General features: G+C 72.5%; 18 protein-coding genes. 4 read left to right on the forward strand and 14 right to left on the reverse strand.

Annotated features, from left to right (window positions below):
- Positions 1 to 55: 55 nt before the first annotated feature.
- The 3 genes from DEI91_RS00080 to DEI91_RS00090 all read right to left on the reverse strand — a co-directional run bounded on the left by DEI91_RS00080 (position 56) and on the right by DEI91_RS00090 (position 1,703).
- Positions 56 to 493, reverse strand: coding sequence for a DUF6314 family protein (locus DEI91_RS00080; RefSeq protein WP_111050385.1), 438 nt, complete (start codon positions 491 to 493; stop codon positions 56 to 58).
- Positions 490 to 1,155: a pentapeptide repeat-containing protein gene (locus DEI91_RS00085; protein WP_111050386.1), complete on the reverse strand. Its 666-nt coding sequence runs from the start codon at positions 1,153 to 1,155 to the stop codon at positions 490 to 492. Before DEI91_RS00085 ends, DEI91_RS00080 begins: the two co-directional genes overlap by 4 nt.
- 65 nt (positions 1,156 to 1,220) lie before the next feature.
- Positions 1,221 to 1,703, reverse strand: a complete 483-nt coding sequence (locus tag DEI91_RS00090) for a MarR family winged helix-turn-helix transcriptional regulator (protein ID WP_258374229.1) — start codon at positions 1,701 to 1,703, stop codon at positions 1,221 to 1,223.
- 115 nt (positions 1,704 to 1,818) lie between these two features.
- Between DEI91_RS00090 and DEI91_RS00095 the strand changes: the two genes are divergently transcribed.
- Both DEI91_RS00095 and DEI91_RS00100 read left to right on the forward strand, forming a co-directional pair.
- Positions 1,819 to 2,421: a hypothetical protein gene (locus DEI91_RS00095; RefSeq protein ID WP_111050387.1), complete on the forward strand. Its 603-nt coding sequence runs from the start codon at positions 1,819 to 1,821 to the stop codon at positions 2,419 to 2,421.
- 42 nt (positions 2,422 to 2,463) lie between these two features.
- Entirely contained in the window at positions 2,464 to 3,462 is a 999-nt protein-coding gene (locus DEI91_RS00100) for a signal peptidase I (protein ID WP_111050388.1), read from the forward strand.
- A gap of 328 nt (positions 3,463 to 3,790) precedes the next feature.
- Here the strand turns inward: DEI91_RS00100 and DEI91_RS00105 are convergent, their stop codons facing one another.
- The 3 genes from DEI91_RS00105 to DEI91_RS00115 all read right to left on the reverse strand — a co-directional run bounded on the left by DEI91_RS00105 (position 3,791) and on the right by DEI91_RS00115 (position 6,274).
- Positions 3,791 to 4,651, reverse strand: coding sequence for a LamG domain-containing protein (locus DEI91_RS00105; protein WP_111050389.1), 861 nt, complete (start codon positions 4,649 to 4,651; stop codon positions 3,791 to 3,793).
- Complete coding sequence (locus DEI91_RS00110; RefSeq protein WP_111050390.1) at positions 4,648 to 5,532, reverse strand: S26 family signal peptidase; 885 nt, start codon at positions 5,530 to 5,532, stop codon at positions 4,648 to 4,650. Before DEI91_RS00110 ends, DEI91_RS00105 begins: the two co-directional genes overlap by 4 nt.
- A gap of 94 nt (positions 5,533 to 5,626) precedes the next feature.
- The gene (locus DEI91_RS00115) at positions 5,627 to 6,274 is read right to left on the reverse strand and encodes a hypothetical protein (protein WP_111050391.1); all 648 of its coding nucleotides are present in this window, start codon (positions 6,272 to 6,274) and stop codon (positions 5,627 to 5,629) included.
- 212 nt (positions 6,275 to 6,486) lie between these two features.
- On the opposite strand from DEI91_RS00115, the gene DEI91_RS00120 reads away from it, so the two are divergent.
- Positions 6,487 to 6,963 (forward strand): MarR family transcriptional regulator, encoded by a 477-nt coding sequence (locus DEI91_RS00120; protein WP_309148032.1) that lies wholly within the window; start codon positions 6,487 to 6,489, stop codon positions 6,961 to 6,963.
- 153 nt (positions 6,964 to 7,116) lie between these two features.
- Here the strand turns inward: DEI91_RS00120 and DEI91_RS00125 are convergent, their stop codons facing one another.
- The 5 genes from DEI91_RS00125 to DEI91_RS00145 all read right to left on the reverse strand — a co-directional run bounded on the left by DEI91_RS00125 (position 7,117) and on the right by DEI91_RS00145 (position 12,214).
- The gene (locus tag DEI91_RS00125; protein ID WP_111050392.1) at positions 7,117 to 8,142 is read right to left on the reverse strand and encodes an NAD-dependent epimerase/dehydratase family protein; all 1,026 of its coding nucleotides are present in this window, start codon (positions 8,140 to 8,142) and stop codon (positions 7,117 to 7,119) included.
- Positions 8,139 to 9,344, reverse strand: a complete 1,206-nt coding sequence (locus DEI91_RS00130) for a zinc-dependent alcohol dehydrogenase (RefSeq protein WP_111050393.1) — start codon at positions 9,342 to 9,344, stop codon at positions 8,139 to 8,141. The genes DEI91_RS00125 and DEI91_RS00130 overlap by 4 nt, the downstream gene beginning before the upstream one ends.
- A 123-nt stretch (positions 9,345 to 9,467) precedes the next feature.
- Positions 9,468 to 10,235 carry a cytochrome c oxidase assembly protein gene (locus tag DEI91_RS00135; protein WP_181439391.1) on the reverse strand — a complete coding sequence of 256 codons (768 nt, stop codon included), beginning with the start codon at positions 10,233 to 10,235 and terminating at the stop codon, positions 9,468 to 9,470.
- An 83-nt stretch (positions 10,236 to 10,318) separates the two neighbouring features.
- The gene (locus tag DEI91_RS00140; protein WP_111050395.1) at positions 10,319 to 10,945 is read right to left on the reverse strand and encodes a DNA alkylation repair protein; all 627 of its coding nucleotides are present in this window, start codon (positions 10,943 to 10,945) and stop codon (positions 10,319 to 10,321) included.
- A gap of 66 nt (positions 10,946 to 11,011) precedes the next feature.
- Positions 11,012 to 12,214, reverse strand: a complete 1,203-nt coding sequence (locus DEI91_RS00145) for a peptidoglycan DD-metalloendopeptidase family protein (protein WP_181439392.1) — start codon at positions 12,212 to 12,214, stop codon at positions 11,012 to 11,014.
- A gap of 225 nt (positions 12,215 to 12,439) precedes the next feature.
- Between DEI91_RS00145 and DEI91_RS00150 the strand changes: the two genes are divergently transcribed.
- Positions 12,440 to 14,317 carry a gamma-glutamyltransferase family protein gene (locus tag DEI91_RS00150; protein ID WP_111050843.1) on the forward strand — a complete coding sequence of 626 codons (1,878 nt, stop codon included), beginning with the start codon at positions 12,440 to 12,442 and terminating at the stop codon, positions 14,315 to 14,317.
- Between the two features lie 531 nt (positions 14,318 to 14,848).
- Here the strand turns inward: DEI91_RS00150 and DEI91_RS16075 are convergent.
- The 3 genes from DEI91_RS16075 to DEI91_RS00165 form a co-directional block, all read right to left on the reverse strand.
- On the reverse strand, positions 14,849 to 17,476 hold the full coding sequence (locus tag DEI91_RS16075) for a cell wall anchor protein (protein WP_181439393.1): 2,628 nt from the start codon (positions 17,474 to 17,476) through the stop codon (positions 14,849 to 14,851).
- Positions 17,477 to 17,562: 86 nt separating this feature from the next.
- Entirely contained in the window at positions 17,563 to 18,435 is an 873-nt protein-coding gene (locus DEI91_RS16080; RefSeq protein ID WP_181439394.1) for a hypothetical protein, read from the reverse strand.
- Between the two features lie 872 nt (positions 18,436 to 19,307).
- Complete coding sequence (locus DEI91_RS00165) at positions 19,308 to 20,486, reverse strand: GAF domain-containing SpoIIE family protein phosphatase (RefSeq protein ID WP_181439395.1); 1,179 nt, start codon at positions 20,484 to 20,486, stop codon at positions 19,308 to 19,310.
- Positions 20,487 to 20,694 lie beyond the last annotated feature (208 nt).

Genomic DNA, 20,694 nt, shown 5'->3' on the forward strand with positions numbered 1-20,694 from the left:
CGGTCCGGGCGCGTGGCTGCGGCCGCGTGACTGCTGCTGCGCGGCTGCGGCGGCGTCACCGTGTCGGCGTCAGCACGCTGTCGAGCACCAGGTCCTTGGCCGGACCACGGGCCTCCCACCGGACCCGCCACCGCTCGGGCGTCCCGGTGAGGAGGCCCGAGTAGTCGTCCGGCGCACAGGCGTGCTCGACACGGTCGCCCCACGCCCAGTCGTGGAACGGCCGGCCGTCGGCGAAGTGCACGGACCACCGGTCACCGGTGCCGCGACGGACGGACAGGGTGCGCCACACCGGCGTCTCGGTGGTGCCGAGGACCATCGTCCCCGCCTCGCACCAGCGCACGGACCCGTCGTCCTCGGCCGTCATCTCGGTGGAGCCGGTCACCGTGCCCGTCACCCCGGCGAGGCGGTCGTGCACCGTCCGGTGCAGGTCCCACCGGCCGAGCAGGTCGGGAGGCAGCAGCAGTGTCGGGGCGGACGCCTCGGTGGCCGTCACTCGACCCGGTACCCGGCCTGTGCGGCGAGCAGCGGCGCGAGCGTGACCAGCTGCTCGCCGCCGATCGTCGCACCGCGCAGCCCGTCGAGCCGCTCCACCCGGTCGAGGTCGGCGCCGCGGAGGTCGACGTCCTCGATGCGGGTGTTCGCCCCCGCGACCTCCCGGATCGTGCTGCCCGGGAAGGCCACGCGCTGCAGCCGGGCGTCCGCGATGTCGACCTCGTCGATGACGCAGTCGCGGAACACCACGTCGGTGAGGACCGAGGCGCGGAGGTTCACGAACCCGAGCTTCATGCCGACGAACTCCACCGCGCTGAACGAGCTGTCGTACAGTTCGGCCGACCCGATCCGCCCGCCGGCGATCCGCACTTCGCGCCACGCGCCGCTCTGGGCGCGGAGCACGGGGGCGTCGAGCACCTCGACGACGGTGTCCCGGATGCGGAACCCGCGCAGGTCGGTGCCGTCGGCGCGGAGGGTCCCGACCACGCACTCCTCGAGCTCGAGGTCGGGCAGGCGCTCCCCCACCAGGTCGAGCACGTCGATGCGCTTGCCGTCGATCCGGTCACCGGTGAGGACGTCCCCGACACCGGGCGTCCACGGCTCGAGGTCCGCCGGCTCGGTCAGGGAGATGCGGGGCGCCGCGACGCCGGACTTCCGTGCCATGCAGCCCAGTCTGCCGTCCACGGCCGACTCCCGCGGACGCGCCTCGGCGCGTCAGGCACGGGGCGTCAGCAGTCGGGGTCGTCCGTTCGGGCGGCCGCGCGGATCGCGTCGGCCATCCGTCCGGTGAAGTCGATGAACAGCTCGAAGGACTCCGGCGCCACCGCGTCCTCGAGCACCTGGCGGTACGCGGCCCGCACGGACCCGAGGACCGCGACCCCGTCGAGCGTGAGCTCGATCCGGACGCTGCGCCGGTCATCGGGGTTCCGGACGCGGTCGAGGAGCCCCTGCCGGGTGAGCCGGTCGAGGAGCGCGGTCACGGCCCCCGTCCCCATCTCGAGGTACCCGCCGAGCTCCTTCGGCGTGCGGTCGTCGTCGACCGCACCGAGGAACTGCAGCGCGCGGAGGTCGACCGGGTTCAGGCCGTGCCGGACGGCGAGGTGCTGCATGAGGTGCGCGTGCTCGACCTGTGCGCCGTAGAAGGTCGCCACGGCCTCGTCGAGGAGACGGTCGAAGTCGGCGGTCGAGGGGCGCCGAGGAGGTGCGGTCACGAGGCAACCCTAGTCGACATCCGTTCATCACGGAGATTGACAAACTCGAAAATCGAGGCGTATAGTCGCAGATGCCTCGAAAATCGAGGTGACATGATCAGGATGGAACCCGGAAATGCGTCGCCCTACCCGCACCCTCGCTCGCCTCGGCACCTTCGCCGTGATCCCCGCCGCGCTGCTCGCCGCCGGCGTCGCCGTCTCCACGGCGAGCTACTCGGCTTTCTCGGCGACCTCGTCCGACGGTGCCGACAACTGGTCGATGGGTACGGTCGCGTTGACGAACGACGCCTCGAACGGCGCGCTGTTCTCCGCGTCGAACCTCAAGCCCGGGTCCACCGGCACGAACTGCATCGCGGTGACCTCGAGCGGCAGCCTGCCGAGCGCCGTCCGCATGTACGCGAAGGACGTCACCCAGACCAAGGCCCTGGCCTCGTCCGTGACCCTGCAGGTCAAGCAGGGCACCGGCGGCGGCTACGGCACCTGCGACGGGTTCACGGCGGCGACCGGGACCGACGGCACCCTCTACGACGGCTCGCTCGCGTCCTTCGTGTCGACCCGGAAGGACTACGCGTCCGGCCTCGGGACGTGGAAGACCGCGGGCACGAAGCCCGAGACGCGGACCTTCCAGATCACGTACACCGTCTCCCCCGACGCACCCGCGACCCTCATGGGCGCCACCGCCAGCCTCGGCTTCACCTGGGAAGCCCAGAACCTCTAGTCCCTGCCCACCATCGCACGCCCACCGGACAGGAGGATCGGCATGCGCTCGTCGTCGTGGCTCCGGTTCACGGTCGTGCTCGCCGCTCGTGGCGTCATCGCGGCACTCGTGGGCGTCGCGTTCTGGGGCATCGCTCCGCTCGCACTCGGGTGGCACACCACCACCGTGATGACGGGCTCCATGCAGCCCACCCTGCTGCCCGGTGACGTCGTCGTGAGCAAGCCGGTCCCGGCCCACGACCTCCGCGCGGGTCAGGTGCTGCTCTTCCCGGACCCCGACCACGCCGGCGTGCTGCGCCTGCACCGCCTCCACGACGTGGACGCCCGCGGCGAGCTCGTCACGAAGGGCGACGCGAACCCGGAGGCGGACTCGACCGCCGTCGCGCGGTCCTCGGTCGTCGGGGTCGGGTACCTGCGTGTCCCGCTCGTCGGGCTCCCGGTCGTCTGGGCCGCAGAGCACCGGACCGTGCCCCTCGTCGCACTGGCCGCCGGGATCGTCGTGCTCGCCGGGTTCGCCGTGGTGCCCGCCGTGCGCACCCGCACCGACGACCCGACCGACCGGCTCCCGCACCACGGCCGTCACCGTGCCGCACGTCCGCGCCGCCCCCGCGCCCGGGCCGTCGTGGTCGCGGCGACGGTGTGTGCCGTCGTCGGGGTCGCACTGCCCGCACCCGCGGCGGCCGCTGCCTTCGCAGCGACCACGACCACCGGGGCCAGTTCGATCACCACCGCGGTCGCCACCCCGGTGACCGGGCTCACCTGCACGAACGTCGGTAACGCCGCGGTCGACGTGGGATGGACCTACTCCGGGGTCGCACCCGAACGCTTCACCGTCCTGGTCGACGGGGCCGCGAGCGGGATCAGCACCGGTGCGGGCGAGCGGGACGTCACGCTGGGCGCGTCGGACTTCTTCGTCTGGAAGACGTCGACCGTCAGCGTGCGCACCGACCTCACCGACACGTGGACGGCCACGTCGCCGTCCACCGTGCGGATCACCACGATCCGGCTGTTCGGACTCGGCCGCACCTCCTGCGCCCGCTGACCGACCGGGCCGGTTCCCGACCGGCGGCGGTGGGCTCTTCCGGCCCGCGTCGGCCAGCTCAGGCAGGCGTCGGGCAGCTCTCCCGGCCTGCATCGGCCAGCTCAGGCCGGCGTCGGCCAGCTCTTCCTGTCGGCGTCGGCCAGCTCTTCCGGCACGCGTCAGCCAGCTCTCCCGGCACGCGTCGGCCAGCTCCGACCCCCGTCGGCCGCCTCCGGCCCGCATCCACCGCCTTCCCGGCCCGCGTCCGGCAGCTCCGACCCACGACCCAGCCCGGCGTCAGCGCCTGGCGTCAGGGCCCGGCGTCAGCGCCCAGCCTCAGGGCCCGGCGTCAGCGCCCGGCGGCGTAGTGGCTGCTCACCTGCGCCGCGGTGAGCACGGAGTTGTACACCGCGGCGAAGCGCATGGAACCCGTGAAGTACGGGTTCGCCGGCGCTCCGGGCCAGCCGGAGATCGTGTCGTACCCGATCCGCCAGTAGCCGGTGTAGTTCTCCGGCGTCGTGTAGTTCGCGTTCGAGGCGACGAGCGCACCGTCGACGTACAGCCGCATGCCGGTCGTGGCGGACATCGTGGAGACGACGTGGTGCCACACGCCGTCGTTGTAGGACTTCGGCGAGGTCACCACCTGCGTGGCTCCGTTGTAGGCGCCGAACACGAGCTGTCCGTTCGTGTTGAGGTAGATCTGCCGGTCGTGCTGGCCGGAGACGGTGACCTGGCTGCCACCGAACCCGATGAGCAGGCCGCCCGCCACCGAGGTGCGGAACCAGACCTCCTCGCTGAACGTCACGGGGTTCCGCTGCGCCGCGGGGGTGGAGACGAAGTCGGACGCCCCGTCGAGGAGCCAGGCGCTGCCGGCGTCACGGGGGCAGGCGATCGGGCTCGGCGTGCTGGCGACCATCCCGCCCTGGTAGGTGCCGTTCGCGCCCCTGCCGGAGAAGTCGGCCGCGGTCGTCGAGCCCGACGGCTCGGTCAGCTTGTACGCGAAGAGGGCATTGCTGGCGGTGGCGTCGAAGCCGACCGCGCCGGTGCAGGTGTTCGACGCCGCGGTGCCGGCGGAGTTCGACCCGTTCGTCACCTTCGCGGTGAAGGCGGAACGGGTCGGGGCGAACTGGTTGAGGAGCAGGACGACGGCGAGGGCGACGACCAGCAGCAGCGCGACGACCTTGCCGTCGCGGAGACGACCGGGGTTCACGAGGGCCGCACCGTCTCGACACGTCCGACCACCAGGCAGAGGACGAGCGGGACCAGGCACGCCGCGACGAGCAGTGCCCAGCCGACCGGGTCGAGGTCGATGCTCGACATGAGCTGGTAGTGACCGTGGCGGTTGAGCTCGGTGATGGTCACGCGCCCCACCTCGCCGTCGACGAGGTGCACGGCGTTCCCCCCGACCGCGTCGACGCGGACGGGGAAGACGCCGGAGGAGACGACGGTCGCCTCGACGGAGCCGGGTGACGTGCTGTTCGAGATCGTCGTGACGTTGACGAAGGGCTTCAGCAGGAAGGCGGCGTACGAGACCGTGAGTGCGCCGCCGGCGATGCGCAGGCTGCTCCGGGTGACCCGGTCGGTGAAGGCGCTGGTCAGACCCCAGATGAGGAGTGTCCCGACCAGGAGGACCGGGGTGGCCTTGAAGAGCCAGCCCAGGTGCGGGACGAGCAGGACCGGGGCGCCGACCAGGTCGTCCTGGGTCAGCGTCCACGGATCGGCCGCACCGTTCACGTCGCCGCGGGCGCGGATGCCGCCGTCGGGGTCGATCTCGATGATGCGGTGGGTGTACACGACGCCCGGGTTCGCGGCGACGCTGTACGAGACGATGTCGCCGACGCGGAGCGACGATGCCTGGACCGGCATGTCGAGCACGAGCGTGCCGACCGGGGCGGTCTCACCCATCGACGGCGTCTCGACGACGAACCAGCGGCCGCCGTTGCCGAGGAAGAGCACGGCTGCGGTCAACAGGACCGCGGCGACGACGGCGACGGACCAGGCGAGGACGGACTCGGAGCGGCTGAACGTCCGCCCGCGGAGGAGCGGCCGCGGCAGTGTCCCGCTGAGCGGGATGGCCGAGGTCTGGCTCATGTGCTGCTCCGTCCTGGGAGGTCGTGGTCACGGGTGATGGCGACGCTCGACCGTAGGGGGGTCGGTCGAGCGTCGCCGGTCTGGGCAGGGCGGATCAGGCCGTGAAGGTCCAGGTCATCGGGACCGAGGCGGCGAGGCCCTGGTAGGTGTTGCCGGCCGAGGAGTCGAGCGTGACCGCGAAGTTGAAGGGGACGCTCGTACCGGCGGCGGGAGCGGTGGGCAGCGAGATCGCGGCGGCGCCCTTGAAGCTGGCGAGGGTGCCGGAGAAGACCGTGGTGGAGCCCGAGGTGATGACGAGGTTCATCTTCGCGCAGAGGTCGGTCGCGGTGCCGTTCGACGTGCCGTTCGCCGTCTGCGTGCAGGTCGCGCCGGGGGTCAGCGTGAAGGTGTTCGCGGCGGCGGTGCCCGTGTTCTTGATGGTGATCGGGGTGTTGACCGTGTTGCCCGGGGTCATCGTCGTGCTGCCACCGAACTTGTTGATGGTCGAGCAGGTCGCGGAGTTGGTGGAGACCGAGCCGCCGTCGGTGCTGAGACAGGTGACCGACGCGTTGGCGTTCTGCTCCTGCATGATCAGCGTGCCGCTGGCGGCGGTGTTGCTGCTGTTCGTGATGCTCGCGGCGAACCCGGAGAGGGTGCCGGTGAGCGACAGGGACAGGAGCACGGCCGCGAAGATGCCCGCGAGGAGCGCAACGGGGGCGAAGCGGAGGCGCTTCAGCGGGGAGGTGCGGAGCGGGTTGGACACGGGGTACCTCGATGTTCGTTCGGTCAGTGGTGTGGGGGTGCAACCGTTCGGTGTCGTGATTGCTTGATGATCAAGATAGTCACCGGTTGAACCACACGGAAGGCCGCCACCGCCCCCAGAGCGGGGGGCAGCCCGCGACGGGAGGCGCACTGCGTCCGGCGCGGACGTGACGGCCCGGTACTCTGCCGCAACGAGGGAGGGACGGAGGCCAGGTGGGAACGGGACAGGACCAGGACGGCGCGACCGACCTGATGGCCGCGTTCGACGCGGTCGTCCGCGCGAACGCGAGCCTCGTCGGACAGTTGAGCGCCCGCGCCGGCGTGCACGAGAGCGGCCTGCGCGCGCTGGTCCTCGTCAGCGACACCGGGTACTCCACACCGACCGAGGTCGCGGGCTTCCTCGGCCTGACCTCCGGCGCGGTGACGAACATGATCGACCGGCTGGCAGCAGCGGGACTGCTCGACCGCACGCCGAACCCGTCCGACCGCCGCGGGTCACTGCTGCGCCTCCGGCCGGCGGGCGAGGAGGTCGTCGCGGACTACCGCCGTCGCTACGCCGCGATGCTCCGCGCCGTCGACACACGGCACCGCGGTGACCTGCACGCGGTCCTCAACGACCTGGCGACGGGCCTGTACGAGCAGGCGGCGACCGCGGCACCCGACCCGGGGTCGGCCGGACCGTCCCGCTGACCACGGGGCGGGCTGACCACGGGTCGGGCTGACCAGGGGTCGGGCTGGCCGCCGCTCGCGGCACGCCGCCGACGGCCCGGCACCGAGCACCGAGCACGGCCCGGGACCCCGACCAGGCCGCTCGTCCAGCGGACCGCGGTCGCGTCGCCGACCTCAGCCGCGCAGCGGCGGCGTCTCCGGCACGCCGTGGCCGTCCGCGAACCCGGCCACCAGGTCACGCATGGCGTCCTCGGCACTGTGCCGGGCCTCCCACCCGAGGACCTCGCGCGCACGGTCGGTCCGCATCACCGGCACACCGGCCGCGATGTCGACCCAGCCGGCGTCCGTCGGCTGGAGGCGCAGCCTCCAGGTCAGCGTCACGAACCCGCGCACGAGCCACAGGGGCACGCGGACCGCGCCGAGCATCCCGAGCACCCGGGCCATCCGCGGCGGGGTGAGCACGGGCGCGGCGGCGACGTTGAACGCGCCACCGGCCTGCCGGTCGATCGCGCGCCAGAAGGCGTCGGCGAGGTCGTCGGCGTGCACCGCCTGGAACACGAACGGGTACGGCAGGGGCAGCACGGCGAACCGCAGCCACCGGACGGCGCGCATCGGCACGAGGTGACCGAGGAACAGCCCCCGGATCTCCGCGGCAGCGTCACGCTGGAACACCAGTCCCGGGCGCATCCGGGTGACCACCACGTCCGGGTGCTCGCGTTCGAACACGTCCATCGCCCGCTCGTTCTCCGCCTTGTGCACCGAGTACGTGGCGGTCGGGATGCCGTCGGCGGGCCAGGTCTCGTCCACCGGGGTGCGCTTGCCGGCCACGTCCACCCCGCGGTAGGCGCCGACCGACGAGGCGACGACGACCTGCGGCACCCCGGCCGCTGCGACGGCGGCGAGCACGTTCGCGGTCCCGGTGACGTCGGTGCGGTGCTGGGCCGGGATGTCGTGCGTCGGTTGCAGCGCCCAGGCGAGGTGGACCACGGCGTCCGCGCCACGGAACACGGCGGTCAGCCGGTCCACGGCGTCGGACGCGCCGACGTCGACCGTGTGCCAGAGCGCCGCGTCGTAGGGCCGGGCGCGCAGGTCGGGCAGCCGTCGGGCGACCCCGACCAGGTCGGCGCCGGCGTCCCGGAAGCGTCGGAGCAGCGCGCTCCCGACGTTCCCGGTCGCGCCGACGATGACGACCCTGGTCATGCCGCGGCCGAGGAGCCCGCGGGCAGCGCCGGGTCGAGGACGACCTTGATGCAGCCGTCCTCCTTCTTCTGGAAGACCTCGTACATGTGCGGCGCGTCCTCGAGCGAGACCTTGTGCGTCGTCAGGTCGAGCGTGCCGAGCGGGTCGGACGGGTCCTCGACGAGCGGCATGAGGTCGTCGACCCAGCGGCGGACGTTGCACTGTCCCTCGCGGATCGTGATCTGCTTGTCGAACAGCGTCATCATCGGCATCGGGTCGGCCATGCCCCCGTAGACGCCGCTCAGCGAGACGGTGCCGCCACGGCGGACCAGGTCGATCGCGGTGTGCACGGCGTCGAGGCGGTCGACGCCCGCGGTCTCGATGGCCTTCTGCGCGAGCTTGTCGGGCAGCAGGCCGGCGGCGCGCTGGGCGAACCCAGCGGCGGGGTTGCCGTGCGCCTCCATGCCGACGCCGTCGACGACGGCGTCCGGGCCGCGGCCGTCGGTCAGGTCCACGAGCTCGGCGACGAGGTCCTTCGACAGGTCGAACGTCTCGATGTCGTACTTCGCGGCGAGGTCGCGACGCACCTGCTCCGGCTCGACGGCGAGCACGCGGTAGCCCAGGTGCTTGCCGATGCGGGCGGCGAACTGGCCGACCGGACCGAGGCCGAGCACCGCGAGCGTGCCGCCTTCGGGGACGTCGGCGTACTGCACGGCCTGCCAGGCGGTCGGGATGATGTCGCTCATGAACAGCCACTGCTCGTCCGCGCCGGTGTGCGGCACCTTGATCGGGCCGTAGTCGGCGTGCGGCACGCGGAGGTACTCGGCCTGGCCGCCGGGGACCTGGCCGTACATCTTCGTGTAGCCGAACAGGGACGCGCCGCTGCCGTACTCGGTCACCTGGGTGGTCTCGCACTGCGACTGCAGCCCGCGCTCACACATGTAGCAGTGGCCGCAGGAGATGTTGAACGGGATGACGACCCGGTCGCCGACCTCGAGGTTCGTGACGGCGGAGCCGACCTCCTCGACGATGCCCATCGGCTCGTGGCCGAGGACGTCACCCTTGTCGATGTACGGGCCGAGGACGCGGTACAGGTGCAGGTCGGAGCCGCAGATGGCGGTGGAGGTGATCCGGACGATCGCGTCGGTCGGTTCCTGGATGGTCGGGTCGGGGACGGTCTCGACGGACACCTTCTCGGTGCCCTGCCAGGTGAGTGCGCGCATGTGCGGTCCTTCCGTGGGCGGTGGGCCCGCCGGGAGGCGCGACCCGCGTTCCCGTCATGGCTACGCTCCGGCGTGTGGCGGCCTCCCAGCGAGGTCCGGCGGGCGCACCGACCGGACCGCGCGTCAGACGGTGGCGACCGGGTCCGCCCGGCGCGCGCGGACCCGCGGCAGCACGACGACCGCGGCGAGCGCGAGTGCCGTCAGGACCGCCCCGACCGCGAGCGCAGCGGCGGCGGGCTGCACCGTGGGGTCGTCCGCCAGACCGGGGACGCCCTGTCGGGACATCACGACCGCGACGACGCCGGGCACGACGACGGCGGCGAGGAGCAGCGCGCCGCGGAGCGCCTCCGTCGGCAGGCGGCCCGGAGCGAGACCGAGGACCGACCCGGTCAGCAGCAGACCCACCACCAGGAACCAGAGCATCACGACGGAGTGCAGGGCGGGGTCTCGCGTCGAGTCACCCGCGACGGGGCCGGTGTACAGGAGCCAGACGGACCCGAGGTCGAGCACGCCGGCGACGACGGGGAACGCGAGGGCCCGGGTCGGCCAGCCCCCGACCAGCCGTCCGAGGCGCTTCGCCGGCACGGGGTCGAGCGTGCGTCGGGCGAGGGTGACGGGGGCACCGAGCACCAGCAGCAGGGGGGCCACCATCCCGATCACGACGTGACCGAGGACGTGCGTGACCAGGTCGTGGTTGCCGGCGTGCCCGAGGGGACCGACCAGCACCGACGCGACCGCGAGCAGCCCGACGATCCAGGACACGGTCCGCAGGTGGGGCCACGCCTCGTCGCCGCGACGCCGTTGCCCGACCGCGCCGGTGACGTAGAGCGCCCCGGCCACCGTGAGGGTGATGAGGGTGAAGGTCCCCAGCACACCGCCGTGTTCGTGCACGTCTGGTCTCCCGTCGTCGAGGTGTCCATCCTGTCGGACGGCGGGTCCCGCCGTCCGGTGCTGTCCGCGGAAGGGCGGTGTCGTCAGCGGGGGGTGCGGAGTCGGTCGCGTTCGGCCGGCGGCAGGTGCTCGGTGGCCGTCTCCAGCGCGGACCGGCCGAGGAAGCGCCCCTGCCGTTCGAGGAACGCCACGAGGCCGGGCTCCGACGCTCGCTTGCCCGTCTCGCGCAGCACCCAGCCCAGGGCGGACTGCACGGTGTCGCCCCGTTCACGCACGAGTCGTCCGACCACGGCGAGCGCCACGTCCGCGTCGCCCTGCTTCACGAACGCCAGGGTCGCGACGACGGCGGCGCGACGGACCAGCGCGACGTCGGACTTGGCGAGGGCGAACAACGGCCCGGTCGACCCGCCGAGCAGCGGGACCCCGACGAGCTGCTCCGCCGCGATGTCGACCAGGAGCGGGTCGTCGAGGCGTTCTGCGCGGAGTGCCGACAGGTACTCGTCCGTCAGGTCCGGGTCGGCCCGGTCGCGTGCGGCCTGCACGAGGAGGACGACCGCGACCGATCGGGCACCCGGGTCCTCGCTCCAGAGCAGCGCCGACCGCTCCGCGGGGTCGAGGTCGCCGTACTGCCGCGCGATCCGTCGCGCGGCTGCGACGTCACCGGCGGTGCGGGCGAACGCCGCGATGACGTCCTCGGCGGTGCCGGTCACGCGGGCACCGCCGGGAGGAGGGCGACGGGACGGAGACGCATCCCCGTCAGCCTACGGGCGCGACGGTCAGCGGAACTTGAGCACCTTCAGCGGGTCGACCAGCGTGTTGCCCTGCCGTACCTCGACGTGGAGGTGGGGCCCCGTCGACTGCCCGGTGTTGCCCGACGCCGCGATCCTCGTGCCCATCTGGACGACCTGCCCCTTCTTCACGGCGATGGTGCTGAGGTGCGCGGAGAGCACGGACGTCATGCCGTAGGTGACGACGACGTAGTTGCCGTAGGCAGCGTGGCCCTTCACCACGGTGGTCACGGTGCCGGTCCCCGAGCCGTACACGGGGGTGCCCACCCGCACGGGGGCGTCGGCGCCCTGGTGGTAGCGCGGGTTGTGGCCCGCGCCCCGGTCGTCGCCGAACCGGCCGGTGATCGTCGTGCCGACGACCGGCCAGGCGAGCCCGGTCACGCGACGCGTCGACCAGCTCCGGCTGTCGTCCTTCCCGTAGAGCACGACGTTCCCGTCCACCTGGACCAGGAGCGCACCGCCGCCCTTGCGGCTCGTGTTGGAGGCCCACAGCGCCTTGCCCTCCTTGGAGTAGACGACGAGGTTGCCGTCCTGCTGCACCGCGGCGGTCGCGCCGTACTGCTTGACGGTGTTCGTCAGCCAGACGTTCTTGCCGGCGTTGCGCTGGACGAAGACGCCGTTGGCCATCATCGTGAGGGTGTTCGCGTTCGTCGGCCCGGAGCGGAGGGTCGTCCCGGGCAGGATCGTCGAGCCGGCCGGCACCCGGTCCTGGTACCCGTTCCAGTTCACGATCGCCGTGGTGCCGACGAGGAGCGCCATCGTGCCGTCACCACGGACCTCGAACGACGTCGACTGGCCCGTCCCGCCCTGCGCCCACCGGGCGATGCGGGTGCTGCCGCGCACGAGGTCGACCGCGCGGTTCTTGCCGATCACCGCCACGGCGCCGGGAGCGTCCGTGCCCGAGGCCCAGATCACCGCGTTCGCGATGCCGTACTCGACCAGGTTGCCGTCGCCCTGCATGACGAGCCGGAACTGGCCGTTCGGGGACGTGACGGAGTCGCCGGGCCGGAGCGTGGTGCCGGCCGGCACGGTGCCCTTCCAGACCGCGGTCGCAGCAGCGGCCGGTTCTGCGGTGCCGACGAGACCGGTGCCGACGAGACCGGTGCCGACCGCTGCGACCGCGAGGACCGCGGCGAGCAGCGCGCGGACCGTTCGCCGACCGGGACGGGACGAAGAGGAGGTGGAGCGCATGATTCCCTTGCACAGGACCGGGGAGACGGTCGTGACGGCGGCCACGCCCCTGCGTGACCGTGCTGCGGCGCGCCTGACACCCGCCGCCGAACGATGGTCGCTTCTCCGGCAGGGCCACACAAGACCTGCGGCGCCGGAGGTGAACCCCAGTTCCGGGGACACGCGGCGTGTCCCGTGCGCTCCGCGGTCGAGGCCGGCAGCGCCGCGAGCGCGCAGGATGGGTCCATGCCGACGCCGAACCCCGCCTTCGCCCCGCCCGCAGCGCATCCCACCCGACCCGACCTGCAGGGCACCTTCGGGATGGCGGCGTCGACGCACTGGACCGCCACCGCGACCGCACAGTCCGTCCTCGAACGGGGCGGCAACGCCTTCGACGCAGCCGTGGCCGGTGCCTTCGTCCTGCACGTCGTCGAGCCACACCTGAACGGTCCCGGTGGCGACCTCACCGCGGTGTTCGCCACGGCGGCCGACCCCGCTCCCGTCGTGCTCGTCGGGCAGGGGCCGGCGCCGGCCGGTGCGACGCCGGAGCACTACCGCGCGGAGGGGCTCGACCTCGTCCCGGGCTCGGGGGCCCTCGCCGCGGCCGTCCCCGGCGCGGTGGACGCGTGGCTCCTCCTCCTCCGCGACCACGGCACGTGGGAGCTCGCCGACGTCCTCGCGCCCGCCGTCGGCTACGCCCGCGACGGCCACCCGGTGGCGCCCGCCGTCGTCCGCACGATCGGCGCCGTGCAGGACCTGTTCCGCGCCCACTGGCCCACCTCCGCCGCGCAGTGGCTGCCGGACGGAGCGGTGCCGGTCGCCGGGGACCTCCTGCGCAACGAGCCGCTCGCCGCCGTGTTCGACCGACTCGTCGCCGCCGGCGCGGGTGCCGGCAGCCGGACCGCCCGCATCGACGCCGCCCGGACCGAGTGGGCCGAGGGCGCCGTGGCCCAGGCCGTCGACCGTGCCGCACGCCGGCCGCACCGGCACTCCTCGGGCACGGACCACGCCGGCGTGCTCCGCGCGTCGGACATGGCGTCGTTCCGGGCCTCGTACGAACCCGCGACGACGACGGACTTCCGCGGCTGCACGATCGCGAAGACCGGCGCCTGGGGTCAGGGGCCGGCGCTCCTGCAGACCCTCCGCCTGCTCGAGCCGCTCGACGACGCCCTGCTGGACCCGTCGACCGCGCTCGGCGCGCACACCGTCGTCGAGGCGCAGAAGCTCGCGCTCGCCGACCGCGAGGCGTTCTACGGCGACGGCGACGTCCCCCTCGACGTGCTGCTCTCGGACGCGTACGCGGACGAGCGTCGTGCGCTCATCGGCGACCGCGCCTCCGCCGAGCTCCGCCCGGGCTCGGTCGCCGGTGTCGCGCACGCGCTGCCCCCGGTCCGCACCGAGGCCGAGGCGGCGGCGGCTGGCGCGGTGACCGGTCAGGGTGTCGGCGAGCCGACCGTCCGCGTCCGGCGTGCCGAGGAGCGAGCCGTCCCCGTCGAGGACCGCGGAGAACCGTCCGTCGCCCCGGACGGTGTGACCCGCGGCGACACCTGCCACATCGACGTCGTCGACCGCTGGGGCAACATGGTCAGCGCGACCCCGTCCGGCGGCTGGTTGCAGTCCTCACCGACGATCCCGGAACTCGGCTTCTGCCTGGGCACACGCCTGCAGATGACATGGCTCGAGGAGGGCACGGCGTCGACGCTGCGTCCCGGCGAGCGCCCGCGCACGACGCTCACGCCGACGCTGGTCCTCCGTGACGGCCTCCCGGTCGCCGCGCTCGGCTCCCCCGGTGGGGACCAACAGGACCAGTGGCAGCTGCTGTTCCTGCTCCGGTGGATCGTCGGCGGGTACTCCCCGCAGCAGGCGATCGACGCCCCGGCGCTGCACACGACCTCGTTCCCCGGCTCGTTCTGGCCGCGCACCTGGGAGCCGGCGGGTCTCGTCGTCGAGGACCGGCTGGGCGACACCGTCATCGCCGGCCTGGAGGCCCGTGGTCACGTCGTCACGCGCGCCGGCGACTGGAGCCTGGGTCGCCTGTCCTGCGTCACCCGTGACCCCGCGACCGGCATCGTCGGCGCTGCCGCGAACTCGCGGGGAGCGCAGGGGTACGCGGTTGGGCGCTGACCTCGACGCGAGGGCAGACGTTGAGGCGGTATCCAGTCAGTGTGAGCGGCGGGGACAGGAACACCCTGACCCCGCGACTGCAGTCGACCGTCCCATCGACGGCAGATCAGTGTCGTCATCCGCAGCCAGGGCGACAACAGTGGTGCGATACGCATCTCCCCGTCAACGGTGGATTCGAGCTCCTGCCGGTTGCCGTACTCGCCGGAGGCTGTGAACACGTCTCCGCTTTCGTTGGCGGCCGCGGGCGAGAAAGGGGAGTGGCCAGGCGGCGTGGAAAGCAAGCCCGCCCTCATTACCTGGGACCACCTCTGACATAACATACATTATCGGCGTATCTCCGGCTCATACGGAGGAGTAGCACTCAACTGACTGAGCCGGTGCCGTCACCCTTTGAGGCCAGCGCACGTTTCTCGCTGCCCCCAAAGGCGCCTCAAACTTCTCGAGGCCGGTGGTCGCGCTGTCCCGTTCGGGCAGGCGGGTGCGAAGCACCGGTCTCCCGGTGCTCCGCACCCTGTCCTCTATGGTTGCCCTTCAGTGACGGCGTCGCAGGGTCAGTGTCCCGAGTCCGGCGAGCAGCAGCAGGACCGCTGCCAGCGCCGGGGACGCCGGGTTGCCCGCGCCCGTGTAGGCGAGGGTGCCGGCGGTGTTCGCCGTCGCCTCTGCCCCGGTCGCTGCAGCTGCTGCCGGAGCGGAGGACACGAGGGTCGGGGTTGACCGGACTACGTCTGCCGTAACGACCGGGGCTGTGTCGGTGTCGACGAGCGGCGTGGTGCCGGTGTTCGGGATGGTGTCTACGACCGGGGTCGTACCGGTGTCGGGGGTGTTGCCCGTGTCACCGGGAGTGGTCCCGGTGTTCGGCGTCGAGCCCGGGATGGTGCCGGGCGTGGTGCCGGGGTCGGTACCCGGGGTGGTTCCGGGGTCGGTACCCGGGGTGGTGCCGGGGTCGGTACCCGGGGTGGTGCCGGGGTCGGTACCCGGCGTGGTTCCGGGCGTGGTGCCGGTGGCCGGGGTCGTGGTGCCGTCTCCGATGATGCCGATGCCGTTGTCACCGACCGTGATCGGGATGTTCACGACGGGGATGATCTGCGTCCCGGAGCCGACACCGCCATCACCCGAGGTGGTGCCACCAGCGGCCGGGGCGGTGCCGGTCGTGGGGGTGGTACCGGTGGCGGTGCCACCGGTGCTGGTGCCGTCACCGACGACACCGATGCCGTTGCCACCGACCGTCACCGGGACCGAGACGACCGGGGTGACTTGGGTGCCGGAGCCGATGCCGTCCTCGCCCGAGGTCGTGCCACCGGTAGCCGGAGCAGTGCCCGTACCGGTGGTGGGGGTGGTCGTGGTGCCGCCGGTGCTGGTGCCGTCTCCGAAGATGCCGATGCCGTTGCCACCGACCGTCACCGGGATCGAGACCACCGGCGAGACCTGCGTGCCGGAGCCGATGCCGTCCTCACCCGACGTCGTACCGCCAGCCGCCGGAGCAGTGCCGGTCGTAGGGGTCGTGCCCGAGGCCGATCCGTCACCGATGACACCGACGCCGTTGCCGCCGGCCGTCACCGGGATCGAGACCACCGGGGTGACCTGGGTGCCGGAGCCGATGCCGTCCTCGCCGGAGGTGGTGCCACCGGCCGCCGGAGCGGTGCCCGTACCGGTGGTGGGGGTCGTGCCGGTGGTGGTGCCGCCGGTGCTGGTGCCGTCTCCGACGATGCCGATCCCGTTGCCACCGATCGTGACTGGGATCGAGGCCACCGGGGTGACCTGGGTGCCGGAGCCGATGCCGTCTTCGCCCGAGGTCGTGCCACCGGCCGTCGGGGCGGTGCCGGTGGTGGGGGCCGTGCCGGTCGTGGTGCCGCCGGTGCTGGTGCCGTCTCCGAAGATGCCGATGCCATTGCCACCGACGGTGACCGGGACGTTCACCACGGGCGACACCTGCGTGCCGGAGCCGATGCCGTCCTCACCGGACGTGGTACCACCGGCAGCCGGCGTCGTACCCGTGCCGGCCGTCGGGGCCGAACCGGTCGTGCCGCCCCCGGTGCTCGTGCCGTCACCGATGACGCCGATCCCGTTGCCACCGACCGTCACCGGGACCGAGACCACCGGTGACACCTGGGTGCCGGAGCCGATGCCGTCCTCACCGGACGTCGTACCACCGGCAGCCGGCGTCGTACCCGTGCCGGCCGTCGGGGTCGAGCCCGTGGCCGAGCTCGATCCGTCGCCGAGGACACCGACACCGTTGCCCGTCACCGTGATCGGGACCGAGACGGTACCGAGCAACTGCGTGCCGGAGATGAGCCCGTCCGACCCGGAGGTCGAGCCGGTCGGGGAACCACCGGTCGGAGCAGCCGGGGCCGCGGAGGTCCCGGTGGCCGATCCGTCTCCGAGCACTCCGATCCCGTTGCCTGAGACCGTGACGGGGACCGTGATGTCCGGCAGGACCTGGGTGCCCGAGAGCGCACCGTCCTCCCCGGAGGTCGAGCCGCTCGTGGTGTCACCGGCCGGATCTGCCGGAGCGGCCGGAGCCGACCCGGAGGTCGAACCGGTGGCGGCAGCGTCACCGAGGACCCCGACGGCGTTGCCGGTCGCCGTGACCGGCACGTCGACCGCGCCGGCGACCTGGGTGCCGGAGAGCAGCCCGTCCTCACCGGACGTGGTGGGTGCGGTTGCTGCCGGAGCAGAGGCAGGGGTGGCCGGCGCCGGAGACGGAGCCGGAGCAACGGGAGCCGGAGCAGCGGGGGCCGGTGCGGCCACCGCGTCCCCGAGGACACCGACGGCGTTGCCGGTCACCGTGACGGGAGCGCTGACGTCGGGCACGACCTGCGTGCCGGACGCGATGCCGTCGGCCCCGCTCGTGGTGGGAGCAGGTGCCGGTGCTGCGGGTGCTGGTTCCGCAGGCGCCGGTGCCGCGGGCGCAGGTGCCGCCGGAGCCGGAGCCGGAGCCGGAGCTGCCGGTGCGGCAGCGGTGGATACCGCGTCGCTGACGATGCCGAAGGCGTTGCGGGTGACGGAGACGGGCGCGTCGACGGTCGGCGCGACCTGGGTTCCGGAGACGGTGCCGTCCTCGCCGGTGGTCGTCGCCGCGTTCGCCGCGACGGCTCCACCGAAGGTCAGCCCGCTCACGCAGAGGGCGAAGAAGAGCCCTCGGGAGACGTTCTTGTTCATGGTCGTTCACTCCTGATCGAGATGGGTGGTCGACCGCATGCTGCGGCCGATGGCGCGTCCTGCCATGACGGGCAGGTGCGCCGATCTCAATCGGGAGCGACGTCGTGGTCGCCGACGAGCGAAGCCGGGACGGCTTCGTCGGAGACCGGGCCGCGGAGACCCGCGGCGAGGGGAGAGGTCTGCGCTTCGGCACCGACGGTGCCGAGGACGTTCGCGCCCGCGGAGCCACCGGCGGAGGTGCTGCCGCCCGTGGTGCCGGCGGTGCCGCCGTCGAAGGGCGTGTGCACCGGTGCGCCACCGAGCGGGAGGACGAGCGCCGCACCGTCCACGATGATCGCGGCGGGGGTGTCGGTGGTGATGGGCGCAGTGGCCGCTGTGCCGGAGGCGACGTGACCGAGGACGACGGCGCGGGTGTCGGTGGTGCCACGGGCCGACATAGTGCCGTTTGTAACCTGCGCGGTGGGGGCGTCGGCTACGGCGCCGCCGGTGCTGCCGTGCGCAGAGCGGGCCGGCGTGCGGTTCCCGACCGGGGCCGTTGTCGCGACGGGCGTGGGCGCTGAGACCGGATCAATGCCGGAGCCGGGAACCGTCGGGAGCGAGGGGACGTCGACGCCGGGGAGCGAGCCTCCCGGCAGGAGCGGCCCGCCGGGCAGGACCGGACCGGTGGGCAGCTCGCCGACGACGTCCGGAACTTCGTCGACGATGGCGGGGATCTGGGCGACGACGCCGGGAACCTGCGTGACGATGCCGCCGACGGAGTCGAGCGCGTCGTCGACGACAGCGGTGACTGGGGCGGTGATGCCGCCAAGCGTGTCGTCGCCGAGGAGTGGAGCGACGACCGGGAGGCTCCCGACCACCCGGTCGACGGTGTTGACCACTGCAGTGACCGGGCCGCCGCCTGCGACCGTTCCGACCGCCCCGGTGACGGGGTGAAGGACGGTGGCGGTGGTGTTGGTCACGGGGTGGAGGACGGTGGCGGCGGTGCCGGTTACCGGGCTGAGGACCGCATCGACGGTGTCGGTGATCGGACGGGAGGATTCACCCACGACGCCGTCGGTGACTGACGTGGTCGGGCGGGTGCCGGTGGTGGTCGTGCTCGGCGTCGCCGGGGCGTGTGCCTCCGATGCGCTGTCGTCCGGCGCGCTCGGCGCTGGAGCAGTGTGGGCCGGAGTGCTCGGCGCCGGGGCCGGGGCGTGCTGGGCTGGGGCCGGGTGGCTCGGCGCGGGACTGGCGGCGACCGGCACCGCGGGCGCGGCCGGAGCGGGCGCTGCGGGAGCGGGTGCGGCCGGGGCGGGAGCGGCCGGAGCGGGCGCTGCGGGAGCGGGTGCGGCCGGAGCCGGCACCGGGGGTGCGACCACAGTCCGGACTGGAGTGACCGCAGTGTCGAGCACCTGGCCGACGCCGCTCGAGACGCCCCGTACGGCCCCGCCGACGCTCGACGTGATGCCGCTGACGAGCCCGTTACTGCGCTGCTGCGTGCTGGTCTGCGGACCACTCGTTGACGTCGCTCCGAGGAGCGGGCTTTCCGCCGCCGCGGCCGGGCGAGCGCCCAGGAGCAGCGAGAGCAGCACAACCGCCGCAGCGATCCCGGAACCCAGAAGGGCCCAACGGATCACTGCCCGCAGGGGTCGACGCATCGACGCGTCCATGCGCTCACCTCCTGATCTCGGCTGCGCACGTAGAGTGGTTGACCGGCACGGTACGCCTCGACGGCCGAGAGCGCGAGGTGTTCTCAAGAAAATGTCAGGATCCTGCCGACAGCGTGGCGCCGCTGAGTTGATCGTGACGGCCGCGATCAGCCGGCCACTGTCGAGATGCCTCGTTGTCCTCGTCAGCTCGACGGGTCTTGCGTTGGCGCTGCGCCATGCCGTGCAAGAACGAGCGTGGTGACATCGTCGTCAGGGCTGCGTTCGGCGATGAGGGCGCGGACTCGACGAAGGAAGTCGTCTGGAGCAGCCCAGTACATCTCGGCAAGCCGATCAAGCGACGCGAGAGTCCCGTCGAACAGGTCGAGGACGCCGTCGCTGCAGACGATCAGCGCGTCTCCGGGCTGCAGGACCAGGAACCCGGAGGAGCGGCGCATCGCGCCGGGATGCAGCCCGAGTGGGAGGTCCCGGGATCGAAGCAGCCGTACCGGTTGCCCGTGTGCTGAAAGGTGCATCGCGATGCCATGACCGGCATCGCCGAAATCCACCCAACCCGTGGCAGTGTCGAGGTGCGCATGGAACGCCGTCGCGAACGAATCCGCTCGCACGAGCGCCGGCCCGACCTCTCGGTCCGTGGCACCGATCACGTCGGTGGCGGGACGTTCCTGGTCCTGGGCGCGGAACGCCGCGCGGATGGAAGCGGCGTGTTTGGCCGCCTCCATGCCCTTGCCCATCACATCAGTAAGCGTGATGGCCACCCCATACGTCGTGGGTGTCCAATCGTAGAAGTCCCCGCTGGCACCACTGAACGGGACTACTTCGGCGCGCAGATCGTAGCCGGGAAGCTGAACCGGACCAGGGATGAGGGCGCTGGCGTCCGTTCCCGAATCGGTTGCGCTGCCGCCGTCGCTGAGGATCCGGCCTGCCCAGGTGGCGAGGTCCTGAAGCAGGATGACGTCGCTGTCGGCCAGGACTCGCGGGCGGGTATCCATGACGCACACCGACCCGACTCGTGTGCCTCGCACCTTGATGGGCGCGCCAGCGTAGAAGCGAATTCCAAGCGTCTGCACCACTGGCAGTGTCGCGAACCGGTCATCAGTGCGAGCGTCAGACACCACAGTGGGCTCGTCGTGAAGCACGGTCTCCGCGCAGAAACTCTCGCTCGCGGGTAGCTCCCGCCGACCAGTCGATGTCTGCGGGGTGAGGGTGTACACGGTGTTGTCATCGACGAGATTCACGAACGCCATCGGCGCACCGAACACGTCCCGCGTCAGCCGAGCAACGCGGTCGAACCGCTCAGCCGGGTCTTCCCCGATGACGTCGAGCTCGTGCACAAGAGCCGCCCGAGCCGTCACATCATTCACAGCCGCCACTGTAAGCGTGCTGCAGCACTGGAGTCTCGCGCCTGGACGCCGTGGCGCTGCGACGCAGTGCTAGCGCTATGCAAGCGGTACGCAAGCATGCGCATGCGACGCCACGTGCAACCTGCGCAATGGACGTGTGTGTCACCGTCACAGGCGGTTTCTACAGGTTGCGCGCTTCATCTTCGGCGATCGCGCAGGAGTGGCATCT

Origin of the sequence: Curtobacterium sp. MCBD17_032 (assembly GCF_003234855.1) — a bacterium.
GTDB lineage: Bacteria > Actinomycetota > Actinomycetes > Actinomycetales > Microbacteriaceae > Curtobacterium.